The sequence below is a fragment of the Sphingobacterium sp. UBA2480 genome (assembly GCF_002341965.1).
GTDB lineage: Bacteria > Bacteroidota > Bacteroidia > Sphingobacteriales > Sphingobacteriaceae > Sphingobacterium > Sphingobacterium multivorum.
Genome location: NZ_DDPA01000007.1, coordinates 83,128 through 107,369 on the forward strand (window position 1 = coordinate 83,128; position 24,242 = coordinate 107,369).

General features: G+C 41.9%; 19 protein-coding genes. 12 read left to right on the plus strand and 7 right to left on the minus strand.

Going from position 1 to position 24,242, the window contains the following annotated elements; translation table 11 throughout:
• Window positions 1–80: 80 nt before the first annotated feature.
• On the minus strand, window positions 81–668 hold the full coding sequence (locus B3600_RS13640) for a hypothetical protein (RefSeq protein WP_286753279.1): 588 nt from the start codon (window positions 666–668) through the stop codon (window positions 81–83).
• Window positions 649–2,181 carry a 2,3-bisphosphoglycerate-independent phosphoglycerate mutase gene (gene gpmI / locus B3600_RS13645; protein ID WP_286753280.1) on the minus strand — a complete coding sequence of 511 codons (1,533 nt, stop codon included), beginning with the start codon at window positions 2,179–2,181 and terminating at the stop codon, window positions 649–651. Before gpmI ends, B3600_RS13640 begins: the two co-directional genes overlap by 20 nt.
• A gap of 163 nt (window positions 2,182–2,344) precedes the next feature.
• On the opposite strand from gpmI, the gene B3600_RS13650 reads away from it, so the two are divergent.
• The 4 genes from B3600_RS13650 (at window position 2,345) to B3600_RS13665 (ending at window position 5,343) form a co-directional block, all read left to right on the plus strand.
• The gene (locus B3600_RS13650; RefSeq protein WP_286753281.1) at window positions 2,345–2,803 is read left to right on the plus strand and encodes a DUF4783 domain-containing protein; all 459 of its coding nucleotides are present in this window, start codon (window positions 2,345–2,347) and stop codon (window positions 2,801–2,803) included.
• A gap of 77 nt (window positions 2,804–2,880) precedes the next feature.
• Complete coding sequence (gene nadC, locus B3600_RS13655) at window positions 2,881–3,738, plus strand: carboxylating nicotinate-nucleotide diphosphorylase (RefSeq protein ID WP_286753282.1); 858 nt, start codon at window positions 2,881–2,883, stop codon at window positions 3,736–3,738.
• Window positions 3,739–3,753: 15 nt separating this feature from the next.
• Window positions 3,754–4,404: a glycerol-3-phosphate 1-O-acyltransferase PlsY gene (plsY, locus tag B3600_RS13660; protein ID WP_046674998.1), complete on the plus strand. Its 651-nt coding sequence runs from the start codon at window positions 3,754–3,756 to the stop codon at window positions 4,402–4,404.
• Between the two features lie 126 nt (window positions 4,405–4,530).
• Window positions 4,531–5,343 (plus strand): M48 family metallopeptidase, encoded by an 813-nt coding sequence (locus B3600_RS13665; protein ID WP_046674999.1) that lies wholly within the window; start codon window positions 4,531–4,533, stop codon window positions 5,341–5,343.
• 82 nt (window positions 5,344–5,425) lie between these two features.
• Here the strand turns inward: B3600_RS13665 and B3600_RS13670 are convergent, their stop codons facing one another.
• Window positions 5,426–5,902 carry a hypothetical protein gene (locus B3600_RS13670; RefSeq protein ID WP_046675000.1) on the minus strand — a complete coding sequence of 159 codons (477 nt, stop codon included), beginning with the start codon at window positions 5,900–5,902 and terminating at the stop codon, window positions 5,426–5,428.
• 465 nt (window positions 5,903–6,367) lie between these two features.
• Between B3600_RS13670 and B3600_RS13675 the strand changes: the two genes are divergently transcribed.
• The 7 genes from B3600_RS13675 (at window position 6,368) to B3600_RS13705 (ending at window position 20,529) form a co-directional block, all read left to right on the plus strand.
• On the plus strand, window positions 6,368–9,610 hold the full coding sequence (locus tag B3600_RS13675) for a TonB-dependent receptor (protein ID WP_286753283.1): 3,243 nt from the start codon (window positions 6,368–6,370) through the stop codon (window positions 9,608–9,610).
• 429 nt (window positions 9,611–10,039) lie between these two features.
• Window positions 10,040–11,179 carry a glycoside hydrolase family 88/105 protein gene (locus tag B3600_RS13680; RefSeq protein WP_286753284.1) on the plus strand — a complete coding sequence of 380 codons (1,140 nt, stop codon included), beginning with the start codon at window positions 10,040–10,042 and terminating at the stop codon, window positions 11,177–11,179.
• Between the two features lie 6 nt (window positions 11,180–11,185).
• Complete coding sequence (locus tag B3600_RS13685; RefSeq protein ID WP_286753286.1) at window positions 11,186–13,321, plus strand: TIM-barrel domain-containing protein; 2,136 nt, start codon at window positions 11,186–11,188, stop codon at window positions 13,319–13,321.
• A gap of 204 nt (window positions 13,322–13,525) precedes the next feature.
• A complete protein-coding gene (locus tag B3600_RS13690) occupies window positions 13,526–16,624 on the plus strand; it encodes a SusC/RagA family TonB-linked outer membrane protein (RefSeq protein WP_286753288.1) in 3,099 nt (1,032 codons plus the stop codon).
• A 58-nt stretch (window positions 16,625–16,682) separates the two neighbouring features.
• Window positions 16,683–18,245 carry a RagB/SusD family nutrient uptake outer membrane protein gene (locus B3600_RS13695; protein ID WP_286753289.1) on the plus strand — a complete coding sequence of 521 codons (1,563 nt, stop codon included), beginning with the start codon at window positions 16,683–16,685 and terminating at the stop codon, window positions 18,243–18,245.
• 24 nt (window positions 18,246–18,269) lie between these two features.
• The gene (locus B3600_RS13700) at window positions 18,270–19,037 is read left to right on the plus strand and encodes a hypothetical protein (RefSeq protein ID WP_286753290.1); all 768 of its coding nucleotides are present in this window, start codon (window positions 18,270–18,272) and stop codon (window positions 19,035–19,037) included.
• 28 nt (window positions 19,038–19,065) lie between these two features.
• On the plus strand, window positions 19,066–20,529 hold the full coding sequence (locus tag B3600_RS13705; protein WP_286753291.1) for a polysaccharide lyase 6 family protein: 1,464 nt from the start codon (window positions 19,066–19,068) through the stop codon (window positions 20,527–20,529).
• A 411-nt stretch (window positions 20,530–20,940) separates the two neighbouring features.
• Here B3600_RS13705 and B3600_RS13710 read toward each other — a convergent pair whose 3' ends face one another.
• From B3600_RS13710 to B3600_RS13725, 4 genes are all read right to left on the minus strand, one after another.
• Window positions 20,941–21,819 carry a DKNYY domain-containing protein gene (locus tag B3600_RS13710; RefSeq protein WP_286753292.1) on the minus strand — a complete coding sequence of 293 codons (879 nt, stop codon included), beginning with the start codon at window positions 21,817–21,819 and terminating at the stop codon, window positions 20,941–20,943.
• A gap of 219 nt (window positions 21,820–22,038) precedes the next feature.
• Window positions 22,039–22,302: a hypothetical protein gene (locus B3600_RS13715; protein ID WP_286753293.1), complete on the minus strand. Its 264-nt coding sequence runs from the start codon at window positions 22,300–22,302 to the stop codon at window positions 22,039–22,041.
• Window positions 22,299–22,631: a hypothetical protein gene (locus B3600_RS13720; RefSeq protein ID WP_286753294.1), complete on the minus strand. Its 333-nt coding sequence runs from the start codon at window positions 22,629–22,631 to the stop codon at window positions 22,299–22,301. The genes B3600_RS13715 and B3600_RS13720 overlap by 4 nt, the downstream gene beginning before the upstream one ends.
• 134 nt (window positions 22,632–22,765) lie before the next feature.
• Window positions 22,766–23,638, minus strand: a complete 873-nt coding sequence (locus tag B3600_RS13725) for an AraC family transcriptional regulator (protein WP_286753295.1) — start codon at window positions 23,636–23,638, stop codon at window positions 22,766–22,768.
• A 223-nt stretch (window positions 23,639–23,861) separates the two neighbouring features.
• On the opposite strand from B3600_RS13725, the gene B3600_RS13730 reads away from it, so the two are divergent.
• Window positions 23,862–24,167 carry a hypothetical protein gene (locus B3600_RS13730; protein WP_286753296.1) on the plus strand — a complete coding sequence of 102 codons (306 nt, stop codon included), beginning with the start codon at window positions 23,862–23,864 and terminating at the stop codon, window positions 24,165–24,167.
• Window positions 24,168–24,242 lie beyond the last annotated feature (75 nt).

Below are 24,242 nucleotides of genomic sequence, written 5' to 3' on the forward strand. Positions count from 1 at the left end.
ATAGGGGATACCCGTCGGAACAAAAAAAAGTGTCTATCCAAAGATTGGATAGACACTTTGCATATGATCGATAAGGTTGTTTATTTTTTGGAAGGAATAAACTTGCCTTCAATTTCATATTGATTGGCATCCAAGCCTTGGACATCTTGAAATTTGACAATGCGATAAAGCGAGTCCGTATAATAGTCTAATTTTTCTTGACTATCGTATAAGGTATTTGTTATCTTTTTATCGATATGGATGTGTTTTACCTTTTCGTTGTTATCAAACTCGATGCGTAACTTTTGTATTTGTAGTTCTTTCTTTTTAGCTGTAAATTCTGTTACACAGTCTACAGCTTTAACTTCATACAGTGATGGATCGAAGTTTTTGCTGATGTCGGCAGCTTGAAAGGCGGAAAGTTCATTTTTCCAGTTGCTAATTTTCAGTTCCTTTTGTTCTTTTTCTCCATCTTTGTTGACAGATTTTAGAACCGAGGGGTTGAGTTGCTGCAGGCGATTGACCTCGGCACTAAAGAATGAATCAACAGAAAATATGTCTGAAGATTTTTGAGGACCTTTTGTCGCGGATGGAGATCCACAGCTCCAAAAAAGCAGCGCACTTCCCATAACAAGGGAAAGTGCTCTGCCACTATTTATAAGTAAATTATTATTCTGATACCAATACATTTCCTGTCATTTCAACGGGGATATTGACGCCTAAAAGCTGTAAGACGGTTGGGGCAATATCACCTAATTTACCATCTGCTATTTTCTTATAATGATCGTCAATCAAGATACATGGAACCAAATTGGTTGTATGTGCCGTATTTGGCGATCCATCTTCATTGACCATAAACTCGGAGTTACCGTGGTCGGCCAAAATAATAAAGGAGTAACCATTTTTAAGGCCTGTCTCAACAACCGTTTTTGTACATTGATCAACAGTTTCCACTGCTTTTATAACAGCCTCAAAAACACCCGTGTGACCTACCATGTCAGGATTCGCAAAATTCAGGCAGATAAAATCAGGTTGAAGTGTTTCCATATCGTTGACGATAGCTTCAGTAATTCCTTGAGCAGACATCTCCGGTTGAAGATCGTAGGTCGCTACTTTTGGAGATGGAACCAACAGGCGGTTTTCACCTTCAAATTGCTGTTCACGACCTCCTGAAAAGAAAAATGTCACGTGCGGATATTTCTCTGTTTCGGCGATGCGCGTTTGCGTTTTATGATTTGCTTCCAACACTTCACCCAGGGTATTGGTCAAGTTATCTTTTTGGAAGACCACCCTGACATTTTGGAATGTTTCATCGTAAGATGTCATAGTCACATAATATAGATCCAAGGGTTGTAGATCATATTCTGGAAAAGCCTTTTGTGTTAAAGCGATGGTAATCTCGCGGCCACGATCTGTTCTGAAGTTATAACAGAAGACCACATCACCTTCTTGGATTGTTGCTACCGGAGTACCGTTGGCGTCAACCAATGCGATTGGTTTCACAAACTCATCGGTTACACCTTCGTCGTATGATTTTTGGATCGATGCAACAAGGTCATTGGATTTTTCACCTTCCGCTTTTACTAAAAGATCGTATGCTAATTTTACACGTTCCCATCTGTTGTCGCGGTCCATGGCATAATATCGGCCTATTGCAGAGGCAAAAGTGCCCGTTGTCGTTTTTAAATAGTCTTGTAGATCCCTGACATAGCCAATACCAGAGTTTGGATCTGTATCACGGCCATCTAAAAATGCATGTACAAATACCTGGTCACTTGTCAAGCCAGCATGTTTTGCAGCATCACATAGGCCTTTTAAGTGCTTTGTATGTGCGTGTACACCACCATCGGAAAGCAATCCGATAAGATGTACCTTTTTGTTATTTTCTAATGCATATTTAAAGGCATCTTGAATGATCGGATCCGAATTGAAAACACCGTCATTGACAGCTTTGTGAATACGTCCCAATTCTTGGTAGACGATTCTTCCAGCGCCAAGATTCATGTGGCCAACCTCCGAGTTACCCATTTGTCCTGCAGGCAGTCCAACAGCTTCACCAGAAGCCTCTAAGCTCGAGTTTGGATAAGCTTCTAATAAATGATCTAAAAATGGGGTGTTTGCAGCTTCAACTGCATTTGATTTATCATGTTTTCCATATCCCAGTCCGTCTAGGATCATGAGTGCAACTTTTTTCTTATTCATCGTATAACAAAGATAATCTTAATTTTAGAATCTATCAACGCATCTTAAAAAGTTCCCTTGTTAATCCCCAATAATTTTATAGGTTTGTGGCATAGTTTATGTTCGGTAAAAACCGGAGCTACCTAATGATTGATAGAAGCTGTTCTATAATATGTTGAGCTATATGAAATTTTTAAGCTATTGCGCATTTATACTTATTACTAGTCTTTTTGTACACACTGTGGCCTTTGGTCATTATTTAAGAGAAGTGAATACAGCGGTAAAGGTAGCTTTGCCTGGTGATGATGATTCTTTAGGAAGTATTTCGGAGGAACTGAAATCATATTTGAAAGAAGGCAATGCGAAAAATATGGCCAAGTATTTTGGTTCAAACTTAACCTTGTCTATTTTGGGGGAGAATGGGGTTTATACAAAATATCAGTCTGAAATCATGTTGGGTACATTTTTCAATCAGCACAAACCCAAAACTGTAAAATTAACGCAAGCCAGCAATGCCAACAATGGCTATCAATATTTTACATTTACATTATCAACGGAACAAGCCAACTACCGTGTCTTCATTAAGATCGGCGTAGGAAATAATAACCATTCGATTGAAGAGCTAAGAATCGACAAAAATTAAAGCGGGCCACGTTTTTTTTATAAATCTATTTTTCGATTAAAAAATTATTCCACATCTTAGCCCAATAAATAGTATTTATGGAGAAGGAAATCAAGGATTATTTGGCCCATTTTGTAAAACAGGCTGTCGCAGAAGATTTGGGTGATGGAGATCATACCTCACTTTCTACGATTGAAACTGGAGCACAAGGTGAAGCCAAATTGATTGTTAAGGATAATGGTATTTTGGCCGGGGTTGAAGTAGCACAGGCGATTATTGCCTATGTTGATGATAGTTTGACCTGTGAGGTGTTTATCCAAGATGGAAGTCAGGTTAAAGTGGGTGATATTGCTTTTTATGTTAAAGGAAATATTCAAAGTATTTTGTTGGCCGAGCGTTTGGTGCTGAATGTTATGCAGCGTATGAGTGGCATTGCGACGACAACCCGAAAATATGTAGACCTTCTCAAAGGTACAGATACGAAAGTTTTGGATACACGGAAAACGACACCATTGTTGCGTGTATTGGAGAAAGAAGCCGTTCGTATAGGAGGCGGGACTAACCACCGTTTTGGTCTATTTGATATGATTTTAATTAAGGACAATCATGTGGACTATAGTGGCGGTATTGTACCGGCTCTAAAGCGCGCAAATGGTTACAGAAAGAACCTAAATAAACCAATAGAAATAGAAATTGAAGTCCGAAATTTTGCGGAGCTTGATGAAGTTCTTAACTTTGGCGAAGTGGACCGGATCATGTTAGATAATTTTTCACCGCAAGATGTAGCCAAAGCTGTTCAGATTATTGACCATCGATTCAAGACAGAGGCCTCTGGGGGAATAACTTTTGACACGATTCGATCGTATGCGGAGGCCGGGGTAGATTATATTTCAGTAGGCGCTTTGACACATAGTGTAAAGAGCTTGGATCTTAGTCTGAAAGCCAAATTAATATAAGAACTGATTTAATTAATGATATCGATTTATTTAGTAACTGCAGTATTACTAGCTTATTTGTTTGGGTCCATACCTACAGCAGTATGGTTGGGACAGGCATTTTATGGGGTAGATGTTCGTGAGTATGGTAGCGGTAATGCTGGGGCGACTAACACCTTTCGCGTATTGGGTCCTAAAGCGGGGTCGATCGTGATGTTTGTAGATATATTTAAAGGCTGGACAGCAACAAACCTCGCTTATTTAATCGAATTGGGGCAAAATACGAGCGATGTCCAATTTGTCAACTTTCAGTTGGCCTTAGGCGTTATTGCGGTATTAGGGCATTTATTTCCTGTATTCGCCGGATTTAGAGGCGGAAAAGGGGTGGCAACACTTTGCGGGATGATTCTCGCGATCCATACACCGGCTGCATTGGTCTGTGTTTCTGTATTTATCATTATCCTGCTGACCACACATTATGTTTCGCTGGGATCCATTTCAGCGGGATTTGCATTTCCCTTTAGTTTGGCCTTTATTTTTAAAACAACCATACCCTCTGTGCTGCTTTACGGCATAGCCATCTGTATTCTGTTGTTAATTACCCACCAAAAGAATATTGAGCGCCTGTTAAAGGGGCACGAATCCAAGATTTATCTCTTCAAGAAAAAGGCTAAGGAAAAAGAATAGGCACAATAATTGTATTTGCTAAGTACGATTTAATAATTATTGTGAAATATCCATATGGGAAGAGCGGAAACGCGATGAACAACGTTTGGATATTCCATATGACCATGGAAAGAAAAATATAGACATATGAACGGAATGTTAAAGTATTCGGCTATCGTATTAGCATGCGTAACACTGGCATCGGGGCTGTCAGGCTGTGCAACTTCAGCTGTTACCGGCAAAAAATATTTAAAATTAGTGAGTGCTGATCAGGTTAACCAGCAAGCAGCATTGGCTTATAAAGATTTTTTATCGAAGAATGGTGCTAAAGTGGTCACTGGAACTGCGGATGCGGCGATGGTAAAACGTGTTGGTAACAAGTTGGCAACAGCGGTTAATCAGTATTTGCAGAGTACAGGTCGCGCAAATCAATTTAACTTCAATTGGGAGTTTAATCTGGTGAAGAGTGACGACGTGAATGCATGGTGTATGCCTGGGGGTAAAGTTGCGGTATATACTGGAATATTACCAGTGACGCGTACAGAAGCAGGTTTGGCAACAGTAATGGGACACGAGATAGCACATGCTATTGAAGAACATTCTGTGGCTCAGGCTTCGAATCAGATCGCTTTACAGCTGGGAGGACAGATTTTAGGTTCAGCTGCAGGCGTATCTGGAAACAGTACGCTTGGTGTTTTTAACAATCTTTATGGATTAGGAGGCAACTTGGCGCAACTGAAATTTTCGAGAAGCGACGAATCTGATGCGGATGCAGCGGGTTTGATCATTATGGCTTTGGCGGGTTACAATCCCAATGAAGCTGTAGATTTCTGGAAGCGTATGGCATCGGGTAGTCAAAAAGGGCAGCCTGAGTTTTTGAGTACCCACCCGAGTGATGAGCGACGGATTGCGGATATTCAGAAATTGATTCCAAACGCAATGAAATATTATAAAAAATAAGGAGTCAGTCAATACAATAAAAAAAGCGGAGTATCCAAATGAATGAGATACTCCGCTTTTTTTTACTTTATTTATGGCTGTATTATACCCCAGCAAAAGCGTCACTGATCCCGAGTACGACTCCAACGACCAATCCCATAAAATTGAATGCAATGGTAATAATGACCATGATTCCAATAAATTTATAGTGTTTTTTGAGCGCATCTAAGCATAATTCCAATTGGATGCTGTCGCGGTTTGCTATTGCTTTTTTTGCTTTGGATCCAAAATTATACAGGAAATAGATGGGAAGGCAGAAGAAAGCAAGAAATAAAAGATAAAGTACACCAAAGGTGGATAAAGCTCCTGCTGTTACATATTCGTCGGCACCGAGTGATAATGCACTGGCTCCGAAGATGAGGCTCACCATGGTTATGGCAGAGATCCCGATGAAAATAAAACAGACAATGGCCAGAAAGTTGGCCCATTTGGCCGCTGAAGCCAAGAAGGAGAGTCCTGCTGGAGACAGTTTAATGTCTGCAGGTTCTTGAAAAGAAGAATTTTGAATACCGTCTTCCATGAAGCATAAATTAATAGGTGTGCGAATTTCTGAAAAGTTCTCGGCTTTTGAAACATTTTTTATAGAAACCATCAGGCCTATAGAATCGTTTAGATTTTTTTGGTCAGAATAGGTTACTGTGGCTCAAATTTGACAAGAAACTGAGTTATTTAATAAAATTCTCGATTGACTGGAAATTAGCTAATTTTTTTTAAAAACTTAAATCTCAATTGGAAGAATGTTGTTACAAAAGAATTTTAGCGATTTGATGTGGAAAACTATTTTAGGTCGGTCCGTATGAGGGGATATGCTGGTTTAAAACATGTTATAACGTTTTTTTCGCTAATAAATTGTATGTTAATATAGTAATTTAGGGCTGTATTTCATGAAGTATGTGTGGTTTAGTGTGTTAAGTTTATATTAAGTCCTTTGTAATTTGAAATCTCTTAGTAATTTTGCTTAACATTTTTTAACAAATCACATTATATGAAAAGATCTTTACTCTTTTTCGCTCTTGTTATGGCCAGCTATGGTGCTGTACAAGCTCAGGTTACGACAAGTAGCGTTACAGGTATTGTAAAAGAAGCAAACGGCAGTCTAACTTCGGGAGCAACAATTAAGGCTACACACGTTCCATCAGGAACTGTTTATACAGGTTCGGCTAATGCTGCAGGCCGTTTCAACTTAGCTAACATGCGTGTTGGAGGACCTTACAAAATTGAAGTTACCTATGTTGGACAAGACCCTATTATCTATAATGATGTCTATTTACAATTGGGACAGCCATTTGTGTTAAATCCTGTTTTTGCAGATAAAAACACAACTTTGGAAGAAGTTACGGTTACGGCGCGCAGAGGTGCAACCAAAACTGGTGTTTCAACTATTGTAGGTAGAAAGAAAATTGAGGAAATGCCTGCTATTTCCAGAAGTATCACAGATTTAACGAAATTAAATCCCCAAGCGAACTCGCAAGGAGATGGTTTCTCGTTTGCTGGAAGAAATAGTTTATTCAATTCATTGACATTGGATGGTGCCCAAATGAATAATGCTTTTGGCTTATCCGCTCTTCCAGGTGGACAAACAAATGCACAACCGTTTTCTTTAGATGCGATTGAGTCTATTCAGATCAACCTTTCTCCTTATGACGTAAAACAAGGTGGTTTTACTGGAGCAGGTGTCAACGCGATTACAAAATCTGGTACGAACACAGTAACTGGATCGGCTTACTGGTATTTCAAAAATCAAGATCTTCAAGGTTATAAAGTTGATGGCGAGAAATTACCGAAAACAGAATCATATAAAAATAATCAGCTTGGATTTAGCGTTGGTGGTCCCATCATTAAGAATAAATTATTCTTTTTCTTAAACGGTGAAACGACTAAACGTACTACGCCGGGCTCTAATATCCTTGCGAACCGTGGTACTGGTGGAGCAAATGAGTCAAATGTTAAAGCGTCTGATTTAGATTTAGTTAAGAAAACTTTAATGGATCAATTTGGTTACGATCCAGGTGTTTATGAAGGATTTAACAATGAGCAAAAAGCGAATAATATTACGGCCAAAATCGACTGGAATATTAACGAAAAGCATAAATTTACCCTTCGTTATAACCACTTAGATTCCTATAGAGATATTAATCCAAGTGGATCCAATAGTAATAGAGGGCGTGGTCCAAGTACCACCTCGATGATTTTCTCCAATTTACGTTATCGTCAAAACAACAATATCAATTCCATTACTGCCGAGTTAAATTCGACATTCAATAGTAAGTACGCAAATCAGATTCAAGTCGTTTATTCGGCATTTAGAGATTTTAGAGATCCTCTAGGAACTGCATTTCCAACTGTTGATATTGAAAACGGAAGTGGCGCAAACTACATTTCATTCGGACAGGAACCATTTTCTGGATTAAACAAATTGAATCAAAATTTATTCAGTATCACTGATAACTTCAATATTTTTGCTGGTGCACATACATTCACCTTTGGTGGGTCATTGAACTATCAAAAATATAGTAATTCTTTTGCGCAGTTTGTAAGTGGTCAGTTCCGTTATAAAAATATGGACGATTTTATAGCTGCTGCTAAAGGTGATAATACCATACAACCTTCGCAGTACCAATTAACTTATTCTGTCGTTGCAGGAAATGAAAGACCTTCAGCTGATTTCAGTATGATGCCAATTGCGTTATATGCACAAGATGAATGGTTTGTAAAACCAAATTTTAAATTGAGCTATGGCGTGAGAGCTGATATTCCTGTATACACAACAGATATCGTCACTAATGAAAAAGTATTGGGGATGACTTTCGCGAATGGTGAAAAATTAGACGTATCTCGTTTACCGAAAGCTAGAGTATTGGTATCACCAAGAGCAGGATTTGATTGGGATATCAGACAAGATAGATCTTTTGTATTGCGCGGAGGAACAGGTATTTTTACAGGTGGTGTCCCAGGGGTATGGTTAACGAACCAAGCTGGCCAAACCGGTATGACGTATGGAAATATTTTAGAAAATATTAAAGATGGACCGGTTAATAGACCATTTAATCCAGATCCTAATGCTTACTTGCCTGCTGATCGTAAGAATCCAGCAACTTATGAAATCGACGTGACTTCGAGAGATTTCAAGATGCCTCAAATTTGGAGATCCAATCTCGCTGTTGAATATAGCTTACCATGGGATATGAAAGCTACTTTAGAGGGGATTTATACCAAATCGATCAATGAGGTTTACCATAGAGATGCAAACTTGTCAGATCCAAAAGGAACCTTTTCCGGTACAGGAGATACGAGAGCGTATTGGTTAGCCTCTGGTAACGCAAGACAGATCAATCCATCTATTACACGTGCCATTGTTTTAGATAATACTTCTAAAGGAAATGCTTACAGTCTTACTGCGCAGTTGGAAAAACGTTTTGGAAAATATGGTGATGCAATGGTAGCTTATACTTACAGCAGCGCTAAAGATATTACTTCAAATCCTGGTTCTCAAGCAAACTCTGCCTATACAGGTAATGCCATTGTAAGCAATCCAAATTCTCCGGTATTGGCTTATTCAAGCTTCATGGTTAGAAATAGAATAATTGCTGCAGTAAATATTAATTTCAATATTACGCCACAATTACCTACAAGAATAGGTTTAGTGTATGAAGGTAGACCATACGGTGATACTTTTGGTGCAACACGATTTAACTATACAGTTAGTGGAGATATTCTTAATGGAAGTGGACGTTTTTCAAATGTTTTAATGTATGTGCCTAAAGACCGGGCAGATATCGCTTTAGTTGATATTGTGGATTCTAAGGATAAAACGAAAGTTCTTGAAACTGCAGATGCACAATGGACACGTCTTGATGCTTATATTAATCAAGATAAATATCTAAGCACAAGAAGAGGCCAATACGCAGAACGAAATGGTGCTGAATATCCATGGATGAATCGTTTTGATATTCGGATTATGCAAGAATTGTCTAAAGTATTAAAGACAAAAGACAATCACAGGTTGCAAGTTTCATTTGATATTATCAATGTTGGTAACTTATTGAATAGCAAATGGGGTGTTACGAAAACACCTAATATTACCAACTTTATGCAATATCAGGGTGTGGCTAACAATAAGCCTACTTATACTGTTAGCCAAAATCTTAAAGAGCAGACTTTCAGAAATAATACGGGTATTGATTCCAGATACCAAATGCAGTTAGGTATTCGCTATATCTTTAATTAAGTTATACCAACCTAATTTAAATATTAGTAAAAAATCCCCAATCTATTTAGGTTGGGGATTTTTTTATACTCTTTCATTGTCTTAAGATGGCGAAGGAATTTATAGGATTTTCCGGTCCTATCCCTCTGAATGGATGAAGCACGGATAAAGCACTCCCTAAGCACGGATATAGCACAGTTATAGCACTGTTTACGCAACGGTTGCGTAAGTCTATTGACAAAAGAGAAAAGTACAATAAGCGTGCTTATCCAGTATAACTAAACTGCCGAAAAGAACCCTGCTAACTTTCGGGATACACTGTGTAAGCAAAGTAACGCGACACGGATGGGATCCATTACCAATTTCTCCACCTAAACGATCAAAAACTACCCCCTTAAAATAGACTGGCTTGCTGATATTTGGGTTATAACTTAATTATAAACCCAACTGATGATGAAGCAGTTCTGTATGTCCATACTCCTGGGGATTGGCGTCTGCATGTCTCTTTGTGCTTTCGCACAAAGCACAGACCTGGTCAATTGGCCAAAGCAGGCTGATCCCAAATTTATAGGTAAGCTGGTGGCCCGACGTTTTGTGGCGAGTCCACATAATAGTTTTAAACCGCCAGCTCCGCCAAAAAATATTACGTATCCCGAAGTCTGTGCCTGGTATGGGGCATTGAAATACGCCGAAGTAAGCAATGATAAGAAATTGTTGGAACAATTGACCCAACGCTTTATGCCTTTATTCGGCGCCGAAAAACATCTTGTTCCACGTCCTTGGCATGTGGACTTCTCCGTTTTTGGGACGGTGCCACTGGAACTCTACTTACAAACAAATGACCAGCAATTCAAGACGATGGGAATGCGTTTTGCAAATGCGCAATGGACTATTCCGATTGACTCCTCGCAGGTGGTCAAAGACAGTTACCAGAAATTTCTCGATAAAGGTCTTACCTGGCAGACCCGCTACTGGATCGACGATATGTATATGATTACCATGATTCAATCCAAAGCTTTTCAGGTGACGGGAGATCAACAGTATGTGGATCGGGCAGCACATGAAATGGTGGTCTACCTCGATACCATTCAAAAAGAAAATGGCCTTTTTTATCACGCACCTGATGCGCCTTTCTTTTGGGGGCGCGGCAATGGCTGGATGGCCGCGGGAATGAGCGAACTGCTCTCTTCATTAAAGAAGGACAATCCCAATAGGCCCAAAATATTGGCTTCATATCAAAAGATGATCACGAGCCTAAAGCAATATCAGCGACCAGATGGTCTGTGGGGTCAGCTAATTGATAAACCTGAATCTTGGGTGGAAACTTCGGGTTCAGCCATGTTTACTTATGCGATTATCATGGGCATAAAAAATGGCTGGCTCGACGCAAAGGAATACAAGCCGATCGCACGTAAGGCATGGATTGCTTTGACAGGCTACATCAACAAAGACGGTGATATCAGCAACGTCTGTGAGGGTACCAACCGAAAAAATGATTACCAGTATTACCTCGATCGACAACAGAAAACAGGGGATATGCATGGGCAGGCCCCCATACTTTGGTGCGTGTCTGCTTTACTAAAAAAATAATCAGCTATGATGAGATTATGGACAATTTTGCTGGTATTGTTTGCGATAGAGGCACCAGCACAAAGCATTCGCTTTCAGGAACAATACCCTGGTGTATGGAAAGGTATATTTGGAAAGCCGGATACATATACTTTACTCGGTGCAGCCGGAGCAAAGCCCCGGGCGGAAACGCTTGAACAGCTGCAGTCTGTCGATTTTCCCCTGCCGAAGATGGATGTACATGCCGAACTGATCGATGGCAAAACCTACCTACGGTTCCCACTGGAAAAAAATGAACAGATCTACGGATTGGGACTTAACTTTCAGACGGTACATCAGCGGGGCAAGATTCTCAATCTGCATGTGGATCACTATGGCGGCAAGGACAATGGCCGTACCCATGCGCCGGTTCCATTCTACGTTTCTTCCAGAGGATACGGCGTACTGATCAATTCAGCGCAATATTTAACCTATTATGTTGGAACAGGCGTACGGAAAGATGCAAAAGTCCCCGCAGAAGTAAAAGACCGCAATACCGATAAAAACTGGAATTCCCGACCTTACTCGGATGTCGTCGAGGTGTATGTGCCTACGGAAGGGGCCGAAGTCTATGTCTTTGCCGGTGTCAACGCGCTTGATGCAATAAAGCGCTATAACCTCTTTTGTGGTGGTGGTGCCTTGCCACCGAAGTGGGGGCTTGGTTTTACACAACGCGTGCAGAAGCTTTATACAGCGGCGGATGTTGTTAAAGAAGTGGCCGAATTTGAGGAACATGGCTTCCCACTTGATTTTATTGGGCTCGAACCGGGCTGGCAGTCCAAGGCTTATCCCTGTTCATTTGAATGGGATAAAGGACGTTTTCCAAATCCGGCAGCCTTGGTAAAAACGCTGGCTGATAAAGGTGTTCGGCTAAACCTCTGGACTAATCCCTATGTTTCACCCGACGCTCTCATTAGCAAATCTATTGAGCCTTTTACAGGATCTCATACGGTGTGGAATGGGACTGTTCCTGATTTAAATCATCCGGATGCAAAGCATATCCTCGCAGACCAGCTGAGCCGATCACAAATCAATATCGGAATCAGCGGCTATAAGATTGATGAGGTCGATGGTTACGATTACTACCTGTGGCCAGATATGGCCAAATTTCCCTCCGGGATCAGTGGAATTCAAATGCGGCAAACCTATGGCGTGCTTGCACAGAAATTGACCGACAGTCTCTACCGTCAGCAGAATAAACGAACGTTTGGACTTGTACGGGCATCCAATGCCGGCGCCAACAACATGCCCTATGTGATCTATAATGACTACTATAGCCATCAGGATTTTATTACCGCGCTGGTCAATAGTGGCTTTTGTGGCTTGCTGTGGACGCCAGAAGTTAGGGGGTCCAAGACGGGAGAAGAATGGTTGCGCCGTTTCCAGACGGTTGTGTTTTCACCAATGGCCATGATCAATGCCTGGTCCAGTGGAACAAAACCATGGTCTTTCCCCGAAGTGGCCGACAAAGTGAAATACTATGCGCTGCTGCGGATGGAATTGATGCCTTATCTCTACTCTGAATTTGCAAAATACCATTTTGAAGGTACGCCCCCCTTCCGGGCCATGGCACTGGAAGATGGATTCCAGGGGCAGACAAATTTGACCGTGGGAAACCAAGACCTAGAAACGAACCCCTATTTGGAAGCGGTAAACAGGGAGGTAAAAGATCAATATATGTGTGGTGAATATCTATTGGTTGCTCCCTTGTTTACGGGAGAATCTACTAGAAAGGTGCTGCTGCCCAAGGGCAACTGGTACGATTTCTATTCGGGACGTTATGTCGGCAATGGAGAGGAAATCGTCGCCAAACCCGAAGACGATCGGATACCTGTGTATGTGAAAGATGGTGGCATCATCCCGATGACAACGGCACGGCTTCATGCGCCCACAGTTGGTGAAAAAGTCAATTTGATCATTCGGCATTACGGGGAAAAGGAAGGGCTGTACAACCTATATGATGATGATGGCGTAAGTTTCGACTATGATAAGGGTGCTTATTCCTGGCGGCGGATACGTTTTAAAAGAAATGCGCTTGGCAAATTGGAAGGGGACATCTCAACGGCAAGCAAAAATAAACCAAATACGGTAGGTACTGTTGCATTTGAATTGATGGGGCAATGATGTTGTTTTAAACAGTAATCCATGTTTTAAGCTTCTGAAAAACATTTTTTACCGCTAAAAAGACCAAAAAATACACTCTTTAACCTCGGGGATTCACTGATATTTGAGGTAACTAATTATAAAAAATAACCAATTTATTAAATGCATGGCCGGCTTATCGATCATCTTCTCATGATAGACAATCGCCATAAAAACTGATTTATTATGATAAAAAGTATCACAAAAATGGGATGCTTTGTACTCTTCCTGTTTCTTGCTATGGGGAGTATAGGCTTACCGGTCTTTGCCCAACAAAACATGCGGCTTTCAGGAAAGGTTACCAACAAAAAGGGAGATGCACTGCAGGGAGTCACTGTTCGTATCAAAGGGAAAAGCCAGGGCACAAGTACAGATGCTGCGGGGAAGTATCAGCTGGAGGTTGCACCATCCAGTACGCTTGTCTTTAGTCAAGTGGGCATGAAAGAGCAGGAGCGCACTGTCGGTAACCAGCGGCAACTTGATGTCACGCTGGAAGATAGTGACAATGCGCTGGATGAGATTGTTGTCACGGGCTATGGTGGTGTCGCAAAGAAACGTGACCTAACGGGAGCCATCTCTTCCGTCAATGCCAAGAAAATCGAAGAGCGTCAGCCCATTAACCTTTTCGATGCCTTACAAGGGCAGGCTGCCGGGGTGCTTATTGTCAATGACGGTGGTGGGGCACCCGGAGCGACAGGATCTATTCAAGTGCGGGGAACTTCGACTTTGAATGGTGGAAATGGCCCCTTATATCTGGTCGATGGGGTAATTAACCCTGATGGTGCAACCATAAATCCGACAGATATCGAGAATATCGAAGTGCTCAAAGATGCGGCTTCTGCATCCATTTATGGATCGCGTGCAGCCAATGGCGTTATCCTCATCACAACCAAGCGCGGATCAGAAGGAAAACCCATGGTTAATGTTAACTACAACCATCTTTTTGGACGTCTAGCTCATTACATCCCTGTAAGCAACTCTGCAGAAGTGAGGGCTTTCCGATATATCCAAGGCCTCAATACCAATACGGATTCCATCAACCCAAGTTTCAATTCCGATAACGATTTACAAAGGCTCTTGTTGGGGAATCTGGCACAGAAGAAGGAAATTAAGGTGAGTGTTTCCGGTGGTCAGAAAAATCTCCGTTACTACAGCAGTTTGAATTATCTGGATGATAAATCGATCATCTTGAATAGTTACGCCAAACGTTTGCAGTCACGCATCAATGTGGAATATCAGTTTTCATCCAAGTTGAAGTATTCCAACAATATTTCATTTTCCTGGCAGAAAGGCAATACAATTCCGATCGGCAATACGATTCGCGTCGTGATGGACCGTCCAGCCTATTCCTTGATTTACTATCCCGATGGTTCTTTAACAAGCTACATCGGTTCGAAACGTAATCCTGTAGCCAACGCTTTGTTTGAGAAAAATCTGGATGAAACCTATTCCGGGCAATTTAACAATCAGTTGGATTATCAGATCAGGGATGACTTAAAGTTCACAACCTTGTTCAATGCACGGTTGGACAATTTACAGAATACCCAATTCTCGCCGCGTTTTCTCTCGGCAAACAAGGATCAGAATAGCGGAACAAATGAGTTTAATAAAACGTTTACCTGGGAGTTTCAATCCTATCTGAATTATAATAAAACTTTTGCGCAGGATCATAATGTCACAGCCTTATTGGGCTTCAGTTCGGATCGCAGACGTTATGATCGTTTTCACTCCGAATATATGAATAGCGTCAACGAGGAGGTTTTGGTGACCTTTCCGGATTACCTGACGCCTTCGAAAACCTATACCACGGCAACAGCCAATGCTTCTGCTTCTATTTTTAGCCGGATTGGTTACAATTACAAAGGACGCTATCTCGTTCAGGGATCCTATCGGAGAGATGGTTCATCGCGGTTCGGCGCGACAAATAAATGGGGAAACTTCCTCTCGGCATCTGCTGCATGGCGGTTTTCGGACGAAAATTTCATGAAATGGGCCAAGCCGGCATTGGTAGATGCAAAACTACGGTACAGTATCGGTCAACTTGGAAATGATAAAGTAGGCGATTATGAATCGTATACGAAAGTGGCCTTTGGCGGGTCTTATAATGGTGTCGGCGGAGCTGCATTGACCAGTACATTTGGCAATAATCGGATCAAGTGGGAAACAACCACCCAGAATAATGTGGGGCTAGATCTCACCTTCTTAAACGGTCGATTGGGATTTACGGCAGACTATTATGTTAAAACGACAACCGATTTATTGTATCCGCGAGAGCTTGCCAAAGAAACCGGATATGCCAAAGTGAATGTCAATTTAGGAACAATCCGCAACCGCGGGATGGAATTTGTGATCAGCGGAAAACCAATAATGACGCGTGATTTCAGCTGGGAGGTGAATGGTAATATTTCCTTTGAACGGGGTAAGATTGTGAAGCTGGCAGATGGAATACCATTTTTTCCGGGTAATAAATGGTACGCGGAAGAAGGTGGCCGTATCGGAAATTTCTACGGCTGGCGCAATTTAGGGGTTTACGCCTGGGATGAGTCCAACGCTTATAATGACAATTGGGAGAAATTGACACTTGTCCTAGACGATCAGGGGAAACCGATGTATCGTGATGGAAAAGCGGTATATACATTCAATGGTAACGATTATCAGGGAACAGTACACCAGCTCTATGCGCCAGATGGTAAACTCAAAGGGGGGGATGCTGAATGGCTGAACAACAAAAAGGATAGTTTGATCAATGACGAAGATCGCATGATCCTCGGCAACGCGACACCTGATTTCTATTTTGGTTTAATGCAGACCTTTAGATACAAAAGATTTACCCTAAATGTACTCTTTAATGGTTCCTTCGGCGGTGAAGTTTACAATGCCTTGCTGCAACGTCAAAATTACCCGACCAATACCGGGGCAGGTTCGCCGGACATGGTCTATAACGTATGGCGCAAACCCGGAGATGTGGCCAAATACCCAAATTATGTGGAGCGAAACAACCGCGGAAATATGAAAACGAACCAGAATAGCCTCTATATCGAAGATGCGACATTTGTTCGTTTGTCAAGTGCACGGCTAGCCTACACCTTCGATCCGCAGTTGATCAATAGGTTGAAAATGAAAGGACTTACTGCCTTCGTTTATGGAAGCAACCTGTTGACTTGGACAAATTACCGGGGCTACGATCCTGAATTCAGTACAAACAATCCGCTGACACCGGGTGAGGACGATGGCCGTTACCCGAGGAGACGGGAGTTTGGATTTGGCGTAAACATCAATTTTTAGCATATATCTTTTAGGGTGAGTCCCGTCTGAAGGATGGGATAGATAAAATATTTTTGACATGAAAACAAAGATCTTAGCACTGTTACTGCTATCAGCTACGTTGGGAAGCTGTAACAAATTCTTGGAAGAGAAACCGCTGGCCGAAGTTGCACTGGATCAGCATTATAAAAACTTATACGATGTGCAGGCCGCAATTGCTGGAATGTATAGCGCCTTTCAGCTCGAAATGGTTGGTAAGGGTAATTATCAGGATAACAAAGACAATTACCTCGAAAAATACCTGTATTGGGGCGAGTATCGTGCCGATAACTTTGACCGGGCGATCAGCTATACCAAAGACTATGTGGACGAGATCGTATTAAATAGCCTTACGCCAACCAATCAATTTTCAGATTGGAGCGGGCTCTATACCGCCATCGGGCGTATCAATAACAATATCAAGTATATTCCAAAGGCAGCAGAACTGGATAGCCGTATTACTCCGGAGATGCTGAAGGATTATCTCGCGCAGTGTTATGCCCTTCGAGCCATGTGTTATTTCTATCTCGTGCGTGTGTGGGGCGATGCTCCGATATGGCTTGAACCCTATGAGGATGTGCAGCAGCCCGCTGCCAGTCCACGTGAACCGAAAGATAAGCTATTGAACGAGGTCATTATACCGGATCTGGAAAAAGCCTATTCCCTGGTCGATAAAGACGCGAAAAACCCCCTATGGACCATCGGAGGGGCAGGAATATGTGCAATCATGTCGGATGTATATATGTGGAAAAAGGATTATCAAAATGCGACAAAATGGATAACACGTCTTTTTTTGACAAAGTCTCCTACGGGTGTAGGTTATGCCGGAACCAATGAAAGCAATTTGCAGGATGGCGCAAGCTGGAAAACTATTTTTGTCAATCCAACTTCCAGTAAAGAAACGATTTGGAGCATCCATTGGGACTACTTAAAAAATGGCTGTGCCTGTATGCAGACCTCATGGTCGCCGAACAACAAGCAGATTGTCGTCGATGAAGGGGTGTGGGCAAGCTGGTTTCAGCCGCAGACGACCACTTCGCCGAGTCCTGATATCAGGCCACAGCAGACTTTAGATGTCTATTTTGGGTTGCCAAGCAACAAGCGAGATCGATTTATCAAGTGGTATCCTACGGATGCGAACCCAAGCAAAGCGGATCCATGGCCTGTCACAAACCAGGCACTTCCAGTTTATTTAACCATGTACCGCCTGAGTGACATGTATCTTTTGTATGCTGAAGCGTTGAATGGCTTGGGTGATCGCGCCAACGCCCTGAAATATTTAAACTTTGTCCGCAAGCGTGCGCGCCTGCCACAATATGATGCAAATGATGCCACTATTGCGACAAGCTACCAGCTGGAAACGGCGATTTTGGAGGAGCGTCGCCTGGAACTTTTTGGTGAAGGTAAAAGGTGGTTTGATCTGGTGCGCACGGGACGTGTAAAGGACGTGATGGATCCCATCGTAAAACGTAGACAGGAAGAAGCGGGTAATTTGGAAAAACCTGGATTTTTAGATCCAACAAACAGAGTGTATTGGCCTATTCACCGGAATGTTCTAAACTCCAATAAATCATTGGTTCAAAATCCCGGATATACAGATTAATAGAAGAATTTAAATCAGAGCGTCATGAAAAGAATGTTTAAGACCAAATGGACCTATAGCGCTATCATCGTAGTAAGTCTATTAATGACAAGTTGTTCACTTTTCGATTTGGAACTGCAAAAAGATTACGATTACCAACATAAAACTTTAGATCCCAATATCGGGATAAGTGCACGAAAATTTTTGGAGAACCGATCTTACGAAACAGTGGAAAATCCAACAGATACGGTTTTCAAATGGATGCGGAAAGGCTTAGAATATGCTGGTATCCCTTTGGAAGAATTTGAAAAGACAAATCGAACCTTTATTTTTTTGCATAATGATGGCATAAAGACCTGGGATGTGAAAACGAAAAAAGTGACTGCAGGCCTCTTTTTTGACTTTCCCATTGTGACCGGGGTGGACGGAACAGGCAAGCCAATGACGAGACCGGCGACAAAATGGGAAGACTACAGTAAAGATGATGTTCGTAATTATTTCCTTTACCTTATGCTGGAAGGGAATTACAACTTTGATAAGCTGACCATTGAAAACACCAAAGCAAAGACCATGCTTCCTGCGAATACTGTTGCCAGTAAAAGTTCGCTGCTGGGCTACATGAATGAAGGTAAAGGTTTTGATCAGGAAGGGATGATGGCCTTACGCCTGGTCAATAACAGTGATTTGGCGCCGATTCAAATAAACAATAAAACAACCAATCGGTCCGGGGGATACATTGTAACCAATGGCGTGGTTCATGTCTTTGGCAGCAAAGGAAATACCACCGTTTATCCATTTGCGGGAGCACTTTAACAAAAGAACCTTTTAAACAAATTTAAATATGATTAAAAAGAATTCAGTTATTGCTTCACTTCTGCTGCTATTGGAGGTAGGAACGAGCTGTGAGAAATCGCCCGCCGAAAAACTCACTTTAAACAGTATTGCCTGTGTGCAATGCCACACCATTCAGTCGGCAGCAGATCTTCAGGCATTGAGCTTACAGCCCGGAGACACGGTTATTATGAAGTCCGGGCAATGGACAGATCAGGAATTGACCTTCAGTGCGCAGGGAACAAAACAGCAACCCATTGTACTGATGGCAGAGCAGCGTGGAGCTGTTATCATGAAAGGTACCTCATCCGTTAGTATCACAGGACAGTGGCTTGTTGTGGACGGGCTCGTTTTTCAGGAAGGGTATACGACAGGTAAAAATGTGGTGGATTTTACTTCTTCCTCTTCAAACTGTCGCCTTACCAATACATCGATTGTGGACTATAATCCGCCGGCAGCAACGACCGACTATCGTTGGGTATCGATCAATGGTTCCTACCATCGGGTCGACCACTGCTATTTAAAAGGAAAAATCCATCAAGGCCCGACCATGGTTGTATGGGGGACCAGTAAACCAATGAAACACCGCATCGATCATAACTTCTTTGGCGAGCGTGCTGCGGTACCGGACAATGGCGGTGAAACTATTCGCATTGGCACCAGCGACTGGTCGATGACCAGTGCACTGACAACCATTGAAGATAATATTTTTCAGCGCTGTAACGGCGAAACGGAAATCATATCCAATAAGATGGGGGCCGATACGATCCGCAACAACTATTTTTATGAAAGTCAGGGAACCTTATGTCTGCGGCATGGCAATGGATCTGCCGTTTATGGCAACTATTTTGTCGGTAATGGCAATAGTGCTGCCGGTGGTATTCGTATCATAGGTGAAGACCATTTGGTCTATAACAATTACTTCCAGAATATGGCCGGTACGGGGCAAAAAGCCGCGTTGGCGATTATGGACGGCGTGCCAAATTCGCCGCTAAGCGGGTACTTTCAAGTCAAGCGGGTGAAAGTTGTGGCCAATACAATGATTAAATGTAAGCAGTCATTTGATATTGGTTCGGGAAAAGGAGGAAATAACCGGACATTAGCGCCAACGGATGGGCATATCGCAAATAATGTGGTATCCCAATCGGCTCAATCAACGATGTTAACCTTTACCGATCAACCGGTCAATTTTGTTTATCAGGGAAACATTGTTTTCGACGTGCCGACAAGTCAGCAACTGCCGGCTGGATTTACCCGAGTTAATCCACAGTACACACTGACAACAGATGGCATCTATGAGCCATCAAACAGCAGCCCTGTATTGGGTTCTTTTGTGGGAAATTATCCTTTTGCGGCAGCCGCAGATGCGGGAGCTCCTAAACTGGATACAAAACACCGCGATCTGCTGAAAGCCCAAAATATAGGGCCTGTATTTATGTCCGGTCTGGGGAGCAGTTTGGTCATTAATCCTTAAACGAATGTAAATCATATTTTATGCGGGGAATAAACGATTTATTCCCCGTTTTCTTTGCCGTAAATATTGCTTGTATTTACAGCATATAATTATGAGATCAATGGAAACATACGGTTACCAACGTATACCTAAAAACAATTTTCAATCGGTTTTTAGACAGTAATCAGTCAGTGTTTATTCAGTCTTCACTGAGCAAGCACTGAACGAGCACTGAACAATCACTGAACAAGCACTGTCTAAAAGTAGAACCTGACCGCTATCTGATCATAGTTTGCCGCAGCTATATTATCTTTCAGCGGAATGGCTGATGTTCAATGAATTCTTGTTGCGCAACTGGATCTATTGTGGTCTTATTGAAAAGATTAAATCCAAGGCCAAAATGGTTGGTATTAATATCATTATTGAATAAAATTAATCCATCTTTTCTCCACGATAAAACTTACTCCAAGCATCGCGTGCATAACCGTTGTCTACGTATTCAAAAGTAGAAGCACTTGCCTCTTTTAACTCCTGACCGCGATAGAAAACGGTCCAGGAGTCTTTTGCATAACCTCCCGCAAGCGCTTTAAATGTAGATGGCGAGGCACCCTTAACTTTTACCCCTCGATAGTAAACATTCCAGGCATCCTTGGCATAACCGTCGTTGAGGTATTCAAAGGTTGAAACAGAAGCCTCTTCCACTTTCTGATTTCGGTAAAAAACAGACCAATCGTCCTTCGCATATTGCCCTCCGAGAGACTGCAAGGAAGTCGCTGTAGGCTTATCATTCTTTTCGCCCCGATAATAGCTTGACCAAGTATCTTTTGCATAACCCCGACCAAGGTTTTCAAAGCTGGAGGAGTTGGCTCCTGCAATTTCTTTGCCCAAATAGTAGACTTTCCATGCGTCTTTGCTGTAACCATTTCCCAGCGTCTTGAAGGAAGACGCTGTCACATTCGATAAGGATCTGCCATAAAAATAGACCTTCCAGGCATCACTAGCGTAACCGTCACCCAGTGACTGAAAAGTAGAAGGACTTGCATCGGCTACAGCTGCCCCCCGAAAATAGACTTTCCAGGTGTCTTTTGCATAACCATCACCTAAGAACTGAAAAGAACCGGAATTGGCATTGACAATTTCTTTACCACGATAGTAAATACGACCGCCAATTTTGGCATAGCCGTCTCCCAACTGGTCTTGATGGATATAGGCACTGCTATTTTCGTATTTGCTATTATTAACATAGACATCGCTGGCAGAGCCAAGCAGAAGAAGGGCGAGCATGGTTTTGAAGGAAATAGCTAGTATCATATCGCGTTTGGAATAAAATAGAAGAATTCTTGTTTGTGTACGTGTTAATGAGACCGCAATATAAGGTAAAAGTTTAGTTGCCGATTGATTTTTTGCAGATAATACGCAGTGTTTTTTCCTGCGTTCTTTGGTATTTCTTTGCCTATTCTTTGGTACTTCTTCGCTCCTGCTAGGAGATTAGCTTGGTATTGGTTTGCTCTTTCTCTGCTCTTTTTCTCCTTATTCTCTGCTTATTCGTTGCTGTTTCTTTGCTGTTTCTCTGCTGTTTGATTGGTGTTTGTTTGCCGTTTCTTTGGTGTTTTTTCGCTGTTTCTCTGCTAAAATGGTAACTAAAGAGCAACCAGTCGGCAAAGAATAGGTAAGCAAGGGGGCTAGTAAGCCCCTAGCATACCTTACGCGAAAACGACCAATCACCCTAGAGAAGGCAAATGCGATCGCAAAAATGCGGTCTATGGGATACAAGGTTGAATAGAGGACACTCATTTTGTCGGCTGTAAGTGTATTTCGGGAAAGGAGTAACTGGAATCCTGGACCGTGGTAAACAGGGAATAATCGGTGTAATCCGGAACGGCTATCTTCAGGAGATAGCTGCCCTTTTTTATCACCTGTATTTTAAATTCGCCATTGCTGTTTCTAACGGTATCCCGACCTAATAAAGCCAAGGGTTCCCTTTCCTTATTGGACGCATAGATTTCAATAATAAAATACCCAACGGGGTTATACTGATGGTCAACCAACCGACCGGTAATACGGTAAGGTGGAGTGGTAAATAGCCCATACAGTGAACAAGAGAGTAGCAGTAGTTTTAGCATATTTTTCCATTGTGTAGCTCGATAACATACAGGTATCCAGCTGATAAATCTTAAAACAGCGATCGTCGCCTCACGATTGGAATGACGATCTATGCAAAGGTAGCCTGCTGCGTCATTGAATAAATATCACAAGTTTATGAAAAACTATCATTTTGCATTTTCTGCTTGTATGCGGAAGGAGATAAGCCCGTCAGTTTTTTGAAAAATCTGGAAAGATTATTAGGATCGCTGAAATGAAGTTCAAAGGCAATTTGGGCGATAGACTGTTCATCCGATAGAAGCCGCTGTTTGATTTCCTGTATTTTTCGGTGTTGGAGGAGGGTGATTGGACTATGTCCGGTGTAGGCTTTGATTTTGTGATTCAGCTCATTGCGATGTATTTTTAGTAAACTAGCATATTGGTTGCAGTTCAGGTTGGAGTTGATCTGCTCTTCCATGAGCATTTTAAATCGAGTAAGTAAATTGCTGTTCGCGCTTTCGCTGGCTATATGGTGAAACGCACGAAATAGCCGGTCCAGTCGGAGCAGAATACTGGCAAGTAATGCGCGAATCATATTGGGGCTGTCAGATCGGAAAGCTCCGATTTCAAAAACAATTTCGGAGAGCATGGACTTGAACAACTCAAAATCGCGGACAGTCGCAACAATATAAGGCGCAAATGAATAATTGTAAAAATAGGGGAGTTTGTATACCAGTGTTTTATCCTGAAAGAAAGATTCCAAAAACTCGGGTTTAAAGATTAAATGAAATCCTTTGACACCGTTTTTATCAAAGTCACACTGCTTAATTTGATTAGGTGAAGCGAATAAGATTGTGCCTGGGCATAATTCGATACGTTTTTCATTGGTATATGCGACCCCGTTTCCCTGTTCAAAAAACATGATCTCAAAAAAGTTGATGGTGTGCGGACCAGCCTCAAAAATTAGATCGGTATTGTCCTCGAACCGATGGGCATCCATCGCTAAGGGAAAGCCGTATTTGCTGTCGTCAAAATCAAAATAACGCATAATAGTGTCTTCAAACCAATAGGAAACGCCTAAGCGTTAAAATCGCAATGAATAAATATAATAGTTTTTCTGGATATTGCTTTACAGGGAAAGAAAGGTTCTATCTGGGCAGTGCTTTGGCCACTGAAGGAAAAAACACGGATTCTGTCATACCGAGGTCAATGATCGGTGATCTAAGTCTTGTTATTTGGTAAAGCAGTATATTTTTTGTATATTGCTGGTTATGAGTTTTAAAGAAAAATTAGAGAACTGGCGCACGTCAATCAATCGCGCCGGTAGTGGTGAGGAATTGTATATTTTGCTTTTGAACTACAAAAAGTTTATCAACAAAAATTGGGTGGACGATTTTGGAGATCCAGGCAACTGGAAATCGGAATTAAATCAGGTCATCAGCAAAGTAAGAAACAAGGTGGATGTAACAGATATCAGGGCCTGCCAAGATTTATCGTCCTATCAGGACGATGCCCGGCAGACCGCACATTCACTCAATCATACCTTAAAATATCATCACTCATTGACAAAAGGGTAGGCTAGGCCTACCTTTTTTTTGTGATCAGAATTTTCCAAATTATCGACGAAGCGGGATGTATTATCAGCCATGATA

Bases quoted from the DNA above. Each gene is read 5' to 3' on its own strand.
- B3600_RS13640 (WP_286753279.1), bottom strand. From the start codon at position 668: ATGTATTGGTATCAGAATAATAATTTACTTATAAATAGTGGCAGAGCA.
- gpmI (WP_286753280.1), bottom strand. From the start codon at position 2,181: ATGAATAAGAAAAAAGTTGCACTCATGATCCTAGACGGACTGGGATAT.
- B3600_RS13650 (WP_286753281.1), top strand. From the start codon at position 2,345: ATGAAATTTTTAAGCTATTGCGCATTTATACTTATTACTAGTCTTTTT.
- nadC (WP_286753282.1), top strand. From the start codon at position 2,881: ATGGAGAAGGAAATCAAGGATTATTTGGCCCATTTTGTAAAACAGGCT.
- plsY (WP_046674998.1), top strand. From the start codon at position 3,754: ATGATATCGATTTATTTAGTAACTGCAGTATTACTAGCTTATTTGTTT.
- B3600_RS13665 (WP_046674999.1), top strand. From the start codon at position 4,531: ATGAACGGAATGTTAAAGTATTCGGCTATCGTATTAGCATGCGTAACA.
- B3600_RS13670 (WP_046675000.1), bottom strand. From the start codon at position 5,902: ATGGAAGACGGTATTCAAAATTCTTCTTTTCAAGAACCTGCAGACATT.
- B3600_RS13675 (WP_286753283.1), top strand. From the start codon at position 6,368: ATGAAAAGATCTTTACTCTTTTTCGCTCTTGTTATGGCCAGCTATGGT.
- B3600_RS13680 (WP_286753284.1), top strand. From the start codon at position 10,040: ATGATGAAGCAGTTCTGTATGTCCATACTCCTGGGGATTGGCGTCTGC.
- B3600_RS13685 (WP_286753286.1), top strand. From the start codon at position 11,186: ATGATGAGATTATGGACAATTTTGCTGGTATTGTTTGCGATAGAGGCA.
- B3600_RS13690 (WP_286753288.1), top strand. From the start codon at position 13,526: ATGATAAAAAGTATCACAAAAATGGGATGCTTTGTACTCTTCCTGTTT.
- B3600_RS13695 (WP_286753289.1), top strand. From the start codon at position 16,683: ATGAAAACAAAGATCTTAGCACTGTTACTGCTATCAGCTACGTTGGGA.
- B3600_RS13700 (WP_286753290.1), top strand. From the start codon at position 18,270: ATGAAAAGAATGTTTAAGACCAAATGGACCTATAGCGCTATCATCGTA.
- B3600_RS13705 (WP_286753291.1), top strand. From the start codon at position 19,066: ATGATTAAAAAGAATTCAGTTATTGCTTCACTTCTGCTGCTATTGGAG.
- B3600_RS13710 (WP_286753292.1), bottom strand. From the start codon at position 21,819: ATGATACTAGCTATTTCCTTCAAAACCATGCTCGCCCTTCTTCTGCTT.
- B3600_RS13715 (WP_286753293.1), bottom strand. From the start codon at position 22,302: ATGAGTGTCCTCTATTCAACCTTGTATCCCATAGACCGCATTTTTGCG.
- B3600_RS13720 (WP_286753294.1), bottom strand. From the start codon at position 22,631: ATGCTAAAACTACTGCTACTCTCTTGTTCACTGTATGGGCTATTTACC.
- B3600_RS13725 (WP_286753295.1), bottom strand. From the start codon at position 23,638: ATGCGTTATTTTGATTTTGACGACAGCAAATACGGCTTTCCCTTAGCG.
- B3600_RS13730 (WP_286753296.1), top strand. From the start codon at position 23,862: ATGAGTTTTAAAGAAAAATTAGAGAACTGGCGCACGTCAATCAATCGC.